General features: G+C 63.3%; 12 protein-coding genes. 5 read left to right on the forward strand and 7 right to left on the reverse strand.

Features of this window, described 5'->3' with window-relative positions; genetic code table 11:
- Window positions 1-165: 165 nt before the first annotated feature.
- Genes denD through BM216_RS10485 form a run of 3 tightly spaced genes read left to right on the forward strand, consistent with a single transcriptional unit; the run spans window position 166 to window position 2846 of the window.
- Window positions 166-1149, forward strand: coding sequence for a D-erythronate dehydrogenase (gene denD / locus BM216_RS10475; protein ID WP_092998810.1), 984 nt, complete (start codon window positions 166-168; stop codon window positions 1147-1149).
- Window positions 1146-2039 (forward strand): NAD(P)-dependent oxidoreductase, encoded by an 894-nt coding sequence (locus tag BM216_RS10480; RefSeq protein WP_092998812.1) that lies wholly within the window; start codon window positions 1146-1148, stop codon window positions 2037-2039. Before denD ends, BM216_RS10480 begins: the two co-directional genes overlap by 4 nt.
- A gap of 39 nt (window positions 2040-2078) precedes the next feature.
- Complete coding sequence (locus BM216_RS10485) at window positions 2079-2846, forward strand: SDR family oxidoreductase (protein ID WP_092998814.1); 768 nt, start codon at window positions 2079-2081, stop codon at window positions 2844-2846.
- A gap of 9 nt (window positions 2847-2855) precedes the next feature.
- Here BM216_RS10485 and BM216_RS10490 read toward each other — a convergent pair whose 3' ends face one another.
- Both BM216_RS10490 and BM216_RS10495 read right to left on the reverse strand, forming a co-directional pair.
- Window positions 2856-3986, reverse strand: a complete 1131-nt coding sequence (locus BM216_RS10490; RefSeq protein ID WP_092998816.1) for a M24 family metallopeptidase — start codon at window positions 3984-3986, stop codon at window positions 2856-2858.
- A gap of 43 nt (window positions 3987-4029) precedes the next feature.
- Window positions 4030-4731, reverse strand: a complete 702-nt coding sequence (locus BM216_RS10495; RefSeq protein ID WP_092998818.1) for a type 1 glutamine amidotransferase — start codon at window positions 4729-4731, stop codon at window positions 4030-4032.
- A 129-nt stretch (window positions 4732-4860) separates the two neighbouring features.
- Here BM216_RS10495 and BM216_RS10500 point away from each other — a divergent pair, with 129 nt between their 5' ends.
- Window positions 4861-5625, forward strand: coding sequence for a LamB/YcsF family protein (locus BM216_RS10500; protein WP_092998820.1), 765 nt, complete (start codon window positions 4861-4863; stop codon window positions 5623-5625).
- Window positions 5626-5670: 45 nt separating this feature from the next.
- Here the strand turns inward: BM216_RS10500 and BM216_RS10505 are convergent, their stop codons facing one another.
- Genes BM216_RS10505 through BM216_RS10525 form a run of 5 tightly spaced genes read right to left on the reverse strand, consistent with a single transcriptional unit; the run spans window position 5671 to window position 10307 of the window.
- Entirely contained in the window at window positions 5671-6612 is a 942-nt protein-coding gene (locus BM216_RS10505) for a 5-oxoprolinase subunit C family protein (protein WP_092998822.1), read from the reverse strand.
- Window positions 6609-7358, reverse strand: a complete 750-nt coding sequence (gene pxpB, locus BM216_RS10510) for a 5-oxoprolinase subunit PxpB (RefSeq protein WP_244530142.1) — start codon at window positions 7356-7358, stop codon at window positions 6609-6611. Before pxpB ends, BM216_RS10505 begins: the two co-directional genes overlap by 4 nt.
- Before the next feature lie 23 nt (window positions 7359-7381).
- The gene (locus BM216_RS10515) at window positions 7382-8335 is read right to left on the reverse strand and encodes an NAD(P)-dependent oxidoreductase (RefSeq protein ID WP_092998826.1); all 954 of its coding nucleotides are present in this window, start codon (window positions 8333-8335) and stop codon (window positions 7382-7384) included.
- A gap of 2 nt (window positions 8336-8337) precedes the next feature.
- Window positions 8338-9651 carry a hydantoinase/carbamoylase family amidase gene (locus tag BM216_RS10520; RefSeq protein ID WP_092998828.1) on the reverse strand — a complete coding sequence of 438 codons (1314 nt, stop codon included), beginning with the start codon at window positions 9649-9651 and terminating at the stop codon, window positions 8338-8340.
- Entirely contained in the window at window positions 9648-10307 is a 660-nt protein-coding gene (locus BM216_RS10525; RefSeq protein ID WP_092998830.1) for a GntR family transcriptional regulator, read from the reverse strand. Before BM216_RS10525 ends, BM216_RS10520 begins: the two co-directional genes overlap by 4 nt.
- 230 nt (window positions 10308-10537) lie before the next feature.
- On the opposite strand from BM216_RS10525, the gene BM216_RS10530 reads away from it, so the two are divergent.
- Window positions 10538-11707 (forward strand): M24 family metallopeptidase, encoded by a 1170-nt coding sequence (locus tag BM216_RS10530; RefSeq protein WP_092998832.1) that lies wholly within the window; start codon window positions 10538-10540, stop codon window positions 11705-11707.
- Window positions 11708-11737 lie beyond the last annotated feature (30 nt).

An 11737-nucleotide genomic window follows, 5' to 3' on the forward strand; every position in this document is an offset into this window, starting at 1 on the left:
ACTTCCAGAACCTCCTCCGGCAGTCCCCAGGACACATTCAGCGTTTCGTCTCAGCTTTTTTAGCCGATGACAAACTAACCTATTTTCAACTTGACCATACAGGGTTATCAGACAACCTTACAAGGAGAATTTCGTGGGGCATCCACGAATGTGTGGGAGGAAAACATGCATATCCTTATCATCGGTGCGGCCGGCATGGTCGGCCGCAAGCTCACTGCGCGTCTCGTTTCGGAGAAAGGTCTGAACGGCAAGCCGATCAGTGCGCTGACGCTTGTCGATGTCGTCAAGCCCGATGCGCCGGAAGGGTTTTCCGGCAGCCTGGTAACGCGTGAATGCGATTACAGCTGCCCCGGCGAGGCTGACGTGCTGATCTCCACGCGCCCGGATGTGATCTTTCATCTCGCGGCCATCGTCTCGGGCGAGGCTGAGCTCGATTTCGACAAGGGCTACAAGATCAATCTCGACGGCACGCGCCATCTGTTCGATGCGATCCGCGTCGCGAACCAGAAGGAAGGTTATTTCCCGCGGGTCGTGTTCACCTCTTCGATCGCCGTCTTCGGCGCGCCGCTGCCTTATCCAATCCCTGACGAATACCACCTGACGCCGCTCACCAGCTACGGCACGCAGAAGGCGATCAGCGAATTGCTGCTGGCCGACTACAGCCGCCGCGGTTTCTTCGACGGCATCGGGATCCGCCTGCCGACCGTCTGCATTCGCCCCGGCAAGCCGAACAAGGCGGCTTCGGGCTTTTTCTCCGGCATTCTGCGTGAACCGCTGGTCGGCCAGGAAGCGATCCTCCCGGTCTCCGACGATGTGCGGCACTGGCATACGTCGCCGCGCTCGGCGGTCGGGTTCCTGATGCATGCCGCGGGTCTCGACCTGTCGAAGCTCGGCTGGCGCCGCAGCGTCTCCATGCCGGGCGTCAGCGCCACGGTGGGCGAGCAGATCGAGGCGCTGCGCCGGGCGGCCGGTGAGGATGCCGTCAAGCTCATTCGCCGTGAGCCGGACGAGATGATCATGAAGATGGTTGCCGGCTGGGCGCCCGGTTTCGAAGCCAAGCGGGCGACCGAGCTGGGCTTTACGTCGGAGAAGAATTTCGACGAGATCATTCAGGTCCATATCGAGGACGAGCTGGGGGGCAAGCTATGACCTCCGGCGACGCTTCCTCCACGCGCATTGCCGTTCTCGGCACGGGCCTGATGGGGTCGCCGATGGCGCGGCGGCTGGCAAAAGCAGGCTATGCGCTGACGGTCTGGAACCGCGATGCCGCAAAGGCCAAGCCGCTTGAGGCCGATGGCGCGGTCGTTGCCGCCTCAGCAGCCGAGGCGGTGCGGGATGCCGATATCGTCTTAACCATGCTGACGGACGGCAAGGCCGTTGGCGCGGTTCTGTTCGAGAGTGGTGTCGTCGATGCCCTGAAAGATGGAGCCGTCGTCGTCGACATGAGCTCGATTGCTCCACCGATCGCCCGTGACCACGCAGTCAAGATAGCCGGTCGCGGGATCGCCCATGTCGATGCCCCGGTTTCCGGCGGCGTTGTCGGTGCGGAAGCCGGTACGCTGGCGATCATGGCCGGCGGTGAGGCGGATGTGGTCGAAGGGCTGAAGGATGTCTTCGCCGTGCTTGGCCGCGTCACCCATGTTGGCCCAAGCGGCGCGGGTCAGGTCTGCAAGCTCGCCAACCAGCAGATCGTTGCTGTCACGATCGGTGCGGTGGCGGAGGCAATGATCCTGGTCGAGGCCGGTGGCGCATCGCGCGAGGCCTTCCGCAGCGCGATCCGCGGCGGTTTTGCCGATAGCCGCATCCTTGAACTTCACGGCGCCCGCATGGTCGAGAGGCGATTCGAGCCCGGCGGCTCGTCGCAGAACCAGTTAAAGGATCTGAATGCGGTTATGGCCCTTGCCGAGCAGCTGTCGCTGCAATTGCCGCTGACCAGTGCGGTGACGCAGGAATATACGGATTTCGTCGCCAAGGGCGGCGGCGTGAAGGACCATAGCGGTCTTCTGCTTCATCTCGAAGACCTCAATCCCAAGGCGTGAATGCCGTTTCACATCGCAAGGCAATGATCGGGAGAAAACATGAGCCAGCAGCTTTTCAGCCTTGAGGGACGCTCTGCCCTCGTCACCGGTTCTTCGCGCGGGTTGGGCAAGGCGATTGCCCAGGGTCTCGGGGAGGCAGGCGCCGCTCTTGTCATCAACGGGGTCGATCCGCAGCGCTGTGAGGCGACGGCCGCCGAACTGCGTTCGCTGGGTTTCAAGGCAACGGCCCTCGCCTTCGACGTGACCGACGAGGCGTCGGTGGTTGCCGCGATCGAAAAGCTCGACGCAGACGGCATCGAGGTGGATATCCTGGTCAACAATGCCGGTATCCAACTGCGCAAGCCGATGATCGAGCTGACCAGCGCCGAATGGCACAAGGTCATCGACACGAACCTGACGAGCGCCTTCCTGGTTGCCCGTGAGGTCGCCAAACGCATGCTGCCGCGCGGCCGCGGCAAGATCGTCAATATCGGTTCGCTGATGAGCGGTCTCGCGCGGCCGTCGATCGCGCCCTATACGGCGGCCAAGGGCGGGATCAAGCTTCTGACCCAGTCGATGACTGCGGAATGGGCGCCGCACGGCATCCAGACCAATGCGATCGGTCCGGGTTATATGCTGACCGACATGAACCAGGCGCTGATCGACAACAAGGAATTCAACGACTGGGTCATCGGCCGCACGCCCGCACGCCGCTGGGGTGACGCGAAGGATCTCGTGGGCGCGGCCGTATTCCTGTCCTCGTCGGCCTCCGACTATGTCAGCGGCCAGATCATCTATGTCGACGGCGGCATGGCCGCCGTCGTCTGACAGTGACCCTTACTTGACGAAAAGCTGGCGGGGGAAGTTCGTCAGCTTTTCGTAGCCAGTCTCGGTGATCGTGATCGTTTCCGACATGCCGAAGCCGCGGGCGAGCACGTAGGTGTGGAAGGTCTGGCCGGGTTCGAAGACCCAGGTGCTGTTCTCTGCCGATTCCAGCGGCTCGCCACCATTCGGCTGCAACAGCAGACCGACGGAATAGAAGGTCTTGTTCGTGTAGGTTTCGCGCAGCCCCGCCGACAGTACGCCGTCGCGGTAGATCGCATCGGGCACGCGCACCGAAACGCCGGGCTTCACCTCACGGATCGCCGCATCCTGGATGGCGATCAGCTGCTCGACAACCTTGTGATCGTCATCCTGTACCGGCCCGACCCGGATCGGGCGCATGAAGCGGGCGTGGTAGTGCTTGACGTTCGGCGTCGTCTCGATCTGCACGATATCGCCGGCTTCCAAAATACGGTCGGAATAGCCGCCATGCAGGTGGAAGGCGCGTTCGCCGGACGACATGACGCCCGGACCAGGAAGGTCGGAGCCGGCGCGGATCATCGCGGCGCAGACTTCGGCGGCCATTTCGCGCTCGCTCACGCCGACGCCGGCCGTATCGATCGCCGCCTGCATGCCCGCTTCCGCAGCCCTTGCCGCACGGCGCTGGTAGGCGATTTCAGCCGGCGACTTGATGAGGCGCATCTGCGGCGTCATCAGGCTCTCATCCTGCCAGACGATGCCGGGGAGTGCCGATTTCAGATATTCGTAGCGGCCGGCCGACAGCGGCCAGGCGGAGAGTTCGATGCCGAGCTTGGCAGTCTTGCCAATGCGGCTTTCGATCGCATAGGCGGCGACCGCCATGCGGTCGTCGCTATCCGTCCACATCACGCGGTCAGAGAAGACGCAGGTGCTGTCGAGATAATATTCCTCGACATCGCGGCAGAACATGGTCGGCTCGCCCTCGGCCGGGATGACGGCGAATTGCAGCGTGCCGTAGGCGCGGGTGAAATAGCCGGTGAGCCAGGTGACGGTTTCCGGCAGGAAGGCGACGAGGCCATCGAGCTGCTTCTTCTTCAGCTCGGCCTGCACGCGGGACAGGCGGGAGAGAAATTCTTCGCGTTCGAACCAGTAGGCAGGCGTTACCATCGTCATTCCTCGATCGGGATGTGCTTGAAATCGGCCTTGGGGATCAGGCGTTCTGGACCAGTTCGGCGAAGCGGGTGAGCATGGTCTTCGCCTCGGATGCCTCATGGGCCTGCGCCTTCAGGTCGTCGATATTGGCGCCGTCCTTTTCCATCCGCTCGCGGTTCTCCTCGAACCAGATGACGGCCTGCGCCTTGGTGACTTCCGGGTGGCCCTGGATGCCCCATATGTCCTTGTCCTTGTAACGCCAGACCTGGTTCGGGCAGTCGTCGGAATAGGCAAGGATCGTCATATCCGGATGGTCGGCCTTCACCTCGTCATTGTGCCAGACGAACATGTAGGCGCTGTCGACGAGATCGCGGCAGAGCTTGTCTGTCTTGGCCGCTTCCGTCAGCGGCAGGTCCTTGTAGCCGATCTCGCAGGAGGTGCGGCGGAACACTTGGTCGCGACCGCAGAGCGCCGAACCGAGGATCTGGCTGCCGAAGCAGATGCCGAGCATGGGGATTTCCATATCAGCCGCTTCGCGGATCAGGTCGTGTTCGCGCAGGATGAAGGACACGTCCTCATAGGCGCCGTGGGGGCTGCCGGAGAGAAAAATGCCGTCATAGCCCTTGAGTGAGGAGGGGAACTGGCCGTCATAAGCCCAATAACGATCGACCTGCAGGCCCCAGGTCTCGAACCGATCATCCAGTTTGGCAACCGACTGAAACTTGCGGCCGTTGCCGAGATAAAGAAGGCGTCCCGCCATGTCATTCCCCGTTTTCGAAATCTGCGCACCATTGGTATACCAATGGTCTTCAGGCCGCAATCGAGAATTCGTGGCATTCTGGCGCCGGTCTGCTATGCATCTGTCCGACAAGGTAAAAAGGGATGAAACATGCGCGTCGACCTCAATTCGGATCTCGGTGAGGGCTTTGGCCCATGGACGATGGGCGATGACGCCGCGATGCTCGATATCGTCAGCACCGCCAATATCGCCTGCGGTTTTCATGCCGGCGATCCGGACATCATGCGCGCCACCGTGCGGCTGGCGAAGGAACGCGGCGTCGCCTTCGGCGCCCATCCCGGCTACAACGACCTTATCGGTTTCGGCCGCCGACGCGTGCCGGGTCTGAGCCTTGCAGAGATCGAATCGCTGGTCGCCTATCAGGTCGGCGCGATGGCTGCGATCGCCGCACTCGAAGGTCATCCGATGACCCATGTGAAGACGCATGGCGCGCTCGGCAATGTCTCGGCGGATGACGATGCGACGGCTCTGGCCGTCGGCCGGGCGATCAAGGCGGTCGATCCGAAGCTCGCCTTCATGGTCATGCCGGGTACGGCCACTGCGCGGGCCGCCGAGAAACTCGGCCTGACGCCGATCAACGAGATCTATGCCGACCGCACCTATGCGGACAATTTCAACCTGTCGCCCCGCTCCGAGCCGGGTTCGGTGATCCACGATCCGGAGCTTCTGGTGGAGCGCGTCATCACCATGGTCTCCGAAGGCTGCCTGACATCGACCTCGGGCAAGCGGCTGGAAGTGCCGATCGGCTCGATCTGCGTGCATGGCGATACGCCCGGTGCCGTCTCCATGGCGCGGCAGCTGCGTGCGGCGCTGGAAAAGGCCGAGTGGACGATCGGCTCGTCCGTGCACTCATAATCTAGGGAGAGGGCGGGCCTGACCGAGGTTAGGCCTGATCCGGGATCAGGGCTTCTTGCGCAGGTCGCCGATCACGGCGACAAGGCGTTCTTCGGCGCGGATGAACAACTCTTCCGCCATGTCGGCCGAAATCGCGCGGAACATGAAGCGGCTGCCGGCCGGCATCTGGGCAAGGCGCGTCAGGTCGGACGAGATCACCGTCGCGATCTTCGGATAGCCGCCGGTCGTCTGGCCGTCGGCGGTCAGCACGATCGGCTTGCCCGATCCGGGAACCTGGATGGAACCGAGCACGGTCGCGTCTGAGACGATGTCATGGCCCTTGAACGCTTCCGTCTTCGGGCCGTCCAGCACCATCGCCATCCGGTCGCGCGACTGGGTCACGGTGAATGGCTGCGTCAGGAAGGCGCGCCAGGCAATCTCGTCGAAATAATCCTCCTGCGGGCCGGGCACGATCTGGATCGGGCCGGATCCGCGCAGATAGGGCGTGCCGAGCGTACGCGGCGAGAGTTTGGCAGTCGATCCGATCGGCAATGTGTCTCCGGTCGCAAGCGACTTGCCGTCCACGCCGCCGACACCGGTTCTCAGATGCGTCGAGCGGCTGCCGAGTACCGGCGCAATGGTAATGCCGCCGGAGATCGCGACATAGCCCCAGACCGAACCCTGCAGGCCGCCTACAGAAAGGGTCTCTCCGGCTTTGAGTATATGGCTCTCCCAGGTCGAGACCGGTTGGCCGTCGATTTCGATCGAACAGGCGCCACCCGTCACGGCGACCAGAACATCCCGATCTGCGGAAAAGCTGCCGCCCATCAGGGCGAATTCGATTGCGGCCGCTGCTGGGTCATTGCCAACCAAGGCGTTAGCGATCGCATGGGCGTCGCGGTCGACGGCGCCGGAGGTCGAGACGCCGCGGGAGCGATAGCCGTAACGGCCACCGTCCTGCACGGTCATCAGCGGACCATGCTTGAGGATGGTGAGGAGAGCGGTCATTCGGCGATCTCCTTCAGTTCGGCTGTTCCGGCCGCGACTTGTCCGTCCAAGTCCTTCGCCTCGTCTGCATCGATGCCATGGAAGCGGATCCTGTCGCCGGCCTTCACCAGGAAGGGTTCTGCTCGAGTGGCATCGAACAGTTTGAACGGCGTGCGGCCGAGAAAGCGCCAGCCACTCGGGCCGGGCACGGAGTTGATGCTCGACTGCCGTCCGCCGATGCCGATCGCGCCGGCCTCGATCCTTTGGCGCGGCACGGCGAGGCGCGGCGTGTGCAGGACTTCCGGCAGGCCGCCGAGATAGGCAAAGCCCGGCGCAAACCCGATCATGTAGACGCGGTATTCGGCCGAGGCATGCATGGCGATCACCTCGGCGACCGTCATGTTCTTCATCTCGGCCAGCTCATCGAGATCGGCCTGATGCTCGCCGCCGTAGAAGACCGGAAATTCCAAGAGCCGGCCCGTATGCTCGATCGCCCCACCACGCGTCGCGCGTTGCATCAGATCTTCGCCGAGTGCCGCGCCGCCGATCTTGCGCGGATCGTAGATCACCGTCAGCGAGCGGTAGGTCGGGATGGTTTCGAGAACGCCGTCGATGGGCTCCGCCGTCAGCGAGGCATCGAGCGACAGAACTTCAAGGTTCGCCGTCTCGCTGATCGCATCGGAAAACTCGATGCCGATGGCGCGGTCGCCGCAGCGGAGAATACGGGGATAGGAAATCTCTTTGCCGGGCTGAGGCATGAGGGGCATCACTTCAATCTACCAATTCGCGATCAGGTTCCGATGGGGGGAATCTCGCCGATCGTACGCAAATGCGCCAGTACCTTGCCGGCGACCTGAAGGCCAGTCTTTTCCAGCGCCTCCTCCGTCGATCCGCCGATATGAGGGGTGAGCACCAGGTTGGGGCAGGCCATCAGCGGATTGTCAGACGCAATCGGTTCGATCGTCAGGACGTCGAGACCCGCGCCGCCGATCGTGTCTTCCGTCAGGGCGGCGACCAGAGCCTGTTCGTCGATCAGCGAGCCGCGGGCGGTGTTGATCACGAAACCGTCGGGGCCGATCAGCGCCAGTCGGCGAGCGTCGATCACGGGTGTCGCCTCGGGAATGCCGTGCAGCGAGACGATATCCGCCCATTCGCAAAGGCTGTCGAGATCGGGCATCAGGACGATGCCTTCGGCCTGCAGTTCTTCGGCCGGCGTGAAGCGGGAGACCGTGGCGACCTGCATGCCGAAGGCCTGGGCCATGCGGGCGACGAGCCTGGCGATGTGACCGAAGCCGACCAGCCCAAGCCGCCGGCCGGAGAGTTCGAAGGTCCTGTGTTTTTGGCGGAACAGATGATCGCCGGTGCGGGAGGCCTGATCGGCGGCGACCAGCGAGCGGGCGCAGGTCAGCATGAGGCCGATGGCAAGTTCGGCCACCGATTGGGCATTGGCGCCCGGCGTGTTGGCGAGCGGAATGTCGCGTGCGGCGAGCGACGCCTTGTGCACCTTGTCGGTGCCGGTGCCATGCACGCCGACGATCCTGAGATTGGGCGCGGCCGCGATTTCCTGCTCGGAGAGGCCGTGATTGCGGGTGATCACGGCATGGGCTGTGGTGAGGTATGGCTCAAGGTCTGCGAAAGCTGTGGAGGAGGCGACATGAATGACAAGCCCCGCATCCTCCAGCAGGCGGACCGCGCTTTGCGCAATCGGCTGGACGATCAGACAGTCGCAACGGGGCGTAGCCATGGTCAGGCCTTCAAAGGCGGATCGAGGCACAGGGCCGAGACGAGGCGTGCCGCCTCGGCGAAGTCCGCGATATCCATGTGTTCGTCGGGATTGTGGCTGCCATTGGCATTGCGGATGAAGATCATGCCGGTCGGCACGCCGGCATCGGCAAAGACCGCCGCATCGTGGCCGGCGCCGCAGGCCATGGTCTGCGCTTCAATGCCCTGTTCCCTGGCGAAATCCGACAACGCCGTGACGATCGCGTCGTTCATCTTCGCCGACTTGCTGTCGGTCAGGCGGCCGAGTTCGAATTTGACCCGATGCTCGGCCTCGATGCAGGCCACGGTCTCGGACACGATCGCCTGCATCCGGGTGAGCGTCTGCGGTTCCTGGCTGCGAACATCCAGCGAGAAGCTGAGCTTGCCGGCGATCTTGCTGAAGGCGGCTTCGGACGGATCGGTGGCGAACTGGCCGAAAGTGACGACGAGGTCGGCACCCTCTGACTGAAGCTTGTCCCAGGCCTTGTCGAGTTCGGTCACGAGTGCGGATGCCGCGCGCACCGCGTCGCTGCGGTATTCTCGTGGCGTGGCGCCTGAATGGGCGTAGACGCCGACGCATTTCGCTTCGCGATAGCGGAATGAGCCGCGGATCCCGGTGACAATGCCGACCGGGATTTGTCGCTCGATGAGAACCGGTCCCTGCTCGATATGCGGTTCGATGAACATGGCGATATCGGCCGGGTCCAGATAGGATTTGCCGGAGCGCAGGAATTCCGTGTCGCCGCCGGCCGCATCGATCGCGTTGCCGAGCGAGATCTGGTCGGAGGAGCGTTTGACCTGATCGAGCTCCCTTGACGTGAGGCGGCCGAGTGCCGCGCGACTGCCGATATAGGAAGCGCCGAACCAGGTGCTTTCCTCGGCCCGGATCGCCATCACGGTGATGTCGCGCGGCGGGCGGATGCCGGCGCGGACGTAGCCCGAGATTACGGAAAGGCCGAGGAGGACGCCTGCGGCGCCATCGAAATTGCCGCCCATCGGCACGGAATCGAGATGCGAGCCGATGAGGATGCCGGGGCCTTCCTCGCGGCCCTTAGTCGTCATGTAGAGATTGCAGCCCGGATCGGTCTTCACCTCAAGCCCGAGCTTGCGGGCCTCGCGGCGCACCATGTCATGCGCGATCTGTTCGCCGAGGCCATAGGAGGTGCGCGTGATGCCGCGATTGGTTCCGGTGCGGCGCTTCAACTCGTCGAAAAGCCGTTCGGCCAGCTGGATATCCACCGGGGCTGCATTGCTGAGCGCGGACCGATCCATCCCGTCGCTTTCTGCCAAAACTGTCATGCGCGGGTCAGTCTCCCGATAATGCTGTCTCTAACGTGGTCGAGGTGCTGGCGCATGGCCTGGGCCGCGTCCTCGCCGCGCCCTTCGCGCAATGCGCCGACGATGTCGAGATGCTCGCGGCAGGTCGTTTCAAACCGTTCCGGCATGCTTCTCAGGTCGAAGATCTGCGTCTGGCGGCGCAGGGTGCGGATGATCTGGGCCAGCTGCGGGTTGCCCGCCGCGTCGCCGATGCCGCCATGGAGGCGGTCGTCGACATCGCGGACGGAGCCGCGATCAGGCTTGCCTTCGCCGTCCTCCGGGTTGCCAAGAAGGCCTTTCAGGTCCGCCTCGAGTTCATCGAGTGCGGCGGTCGGCATGCGACCGGCCGCCAGGCGCGCAGCTTCTGGCTCGAGCAGTTGGCGGATCTGCAGGGCGTCCATATAGTCCTCGATGCGCATCTGCTTGACCTGCAGGCCGCGGCTGCCCTGGCGGATCAGCAGGCCTTCGCTCTCGAGCATCAGCAGCGCATCGCGGATCGGCGTACGCGACATGTTCAGTGTGTCGGCGAGGCGGCGCTCGGTCACCATCGCACCGGGCTGCGCGGCACCGGAAAGGATCAGGTTCAATATCTGTTCGTAGGCCTGCAGCGCCAGCCGCTTATCGGTTTCAATCAGCATAAATATCCTGTCCCTCCCATAAGGAGACGGCTTCAAATACCTGTCTGGTGCCACACGCTTTGGCGGTTGTCACCAAAATGTACGCCCAACGGCTGTGCATCGTCCCCTGTGCGCCTCCCAGTGCACCGGAATTTTTGTATTCCGCTGGTTGACGACTGGTATACCAAACCGTAGTGTCATGCAACATCGAGCTTTGACGATCTTGTCGAAAGGACCTTCGCGTGAGTGCCATGCCGCAACCGAACCTTCCTTTTTCCCGGGAAGAGCATCTGCAGCGTCAGGATAAGCTGCGGACGGAACTTGCGGCGCGGGGCGTCGAGGCGATGCTCGTTTTTGCTCAGGAAAGCATGTACTGGCTGACCGGCTACGACACTGGCGGATATGTCTATTACCAATGCCTCGTCGTGCCGACCGACGGCCGTCAGCCGGTGCTTCTTACCCGCCGGCCGGATCTGGTGCAGGCGAAGCAGACCAGTATCATCGAGGACATCCGCATCTGGTGGGATGCCGAGGACGCCAATCCGGCGGCCGACCTCAAGGTCATCCTCGAGGAGCTCGACCTCGGCGGCAAAAAGATCGCCATCGAGCTCAATACCCATGGCCTGACGGGTTGGAATCTCTATCGCACCCAGCAGACGATCGGCGACTGGTGCGAGCTGGAGGACGACCGTCACCTGATCCGCTGGCTGCGCGTCTGCAAGTCGCCGGCCGAGATCGAGTATACCCGCAAGGCGGCCCGCATTCTCGATACGTCGCTGAATGCCGTCATCGCCGCTGCCAAGCCCGGCATTCTCGACAGTGACCTGAAGGCCGTTTACCTGACGTCGATCCTGGGGCAGGGCGCCGACATGCCGCCGAATGCGCCGCTATTCAATTCCGGTCCGCGCGCCGTCTATGGCCGCGGCGTTTCCGATCCGCGCCGGCTGGAAGAGCAGGACCAGATCCTCGTCGAGTATCCGGTCGCCTATCGCCGCTACAACGTGAAGACCGAGTGGACGATCCTGTTCGGCCAGGCCTCCGATGCGCATCGCAAGATGTACGACGTCGGCATGGAGACGCTGCGCAGGATGACCGAGATCGCCCGTCCGGGCACGACGCTCGGCGAAATCTTCGACGTCTATGCCGACGGGCTCGACAGGGGCGGCTACAAGCGCGCCCGCTACGGCGCGACGGGCTATTCGGTAGGCTGCACCTTCGCGCCGACCAGCATGGACGTGCCGCCGATGATCTATTCCGGAAACCCGACCGTCTGCCAGCCGGGCATGACGCTGTTCTACCACGTGATGAACGGCGATGCCGATACGGGCCTTGCCATGGGCGTCGGCCATACGTTGCTTGTCACTGATGGCGCGCCGGAAGTGCTGACCGGACTGCCGGACGAACTGACGGTGATCCGCTGACGAATACAAATTCCGCCGGGAAAATCATAA

This window comes from Rhizobium sp. NFR07, assembly GCF_900111905.1.
GTDB lineage: Bacteria > Pseudomonadota > Alphaproteobacteria > Rhizobiales > Rhizobiaceae > Neorhizobium.

Bases quoted from the DNA above. Each gene is read 5' to 3' on its own strand.
- denD (WP_092998810.1), top strand. From the start codon at position 166: ATGCATATCCTTATCATCGGTGCGGCCGGCATGGTCGGCCGCAAGCTC.
- BM216_RS10480 (WP_092998812.1), top strand. From the start codon at position 1,146: ATGACCTCCGGCGACGCTTCCTCCACGCGCATTGCCGTTCTCGGCACG.
- BM216_RS10485 (WP_092998814.1), top strand. From the start codon at position 2,079: ATGAGCCAGCAGCTTTTCAGCCTTGAGGGACGCTCTGCCCTCGTCACC.
- BM216_RS10490 (WP_092998816.1), bottom strand. From the start codon at position 3,986: ATGGTAACGCCTGCCTACTGGTTCGAACGCGAAGAATTTCTCTCCCGC.
- BM216_RS10495 (WP_092998818.1), bottom strand. From the start codon at position 4,731: ATGGCGGGACGCCTTCTTTATCTCGGCAACGGCCGCAAGTTTCAGTCG.
- BM216_RS10500 (WP_092998820.1), top strand. From the start codon at position 4,861: ATGCGCGTCGACCTCAATTCGGATCTCGGTGAGGGCTTTGGCCCATGG.
- BM216_RS10505 (WP_092998822.1), bottom strand. From the start codon at position 6,612: ATGACCGCTCTCCTCACCATCCTCAAGCATGGTCCGCTGATGACCGTG.
- pxpB (WP_244530142.1), bottom strand. From the start codon at position 7,358: ATGCCCCTCATGCCTCAGCCCGGCAAAGAGATTTCCTATCCCCGTATT.
- BM216_RS10515 (WP_092998826.1), bottom strand. From the start codon at position 8,335: ATGGCTACGCCCCGTTGCGACTGTCTGATCGTCCAGCCGATTGCGCAA.
- BM216_RS10520 (WP_092998828.1), bottom strand. From the start codon at position 9,651: ATGACAGTTTTGGCAGAAAGCGACGGGATGGATCGGTCCGCGCTCAGC.
- BM216_RS10525 (WP_092998830.1), bottom strand. From the start codon at position 10,307: ATGCTGATTGAAACCGATAAGCGGCTGGCGCTGCAGGCCTACGAACAG.
- BM216_RS10530 (WP_092998832.1), top strand. From the start codon at position 10,538: ATGCCGCAACCGAACCTTCCTTTTTCCCGGGAAGAGCATCTGCAGCGT.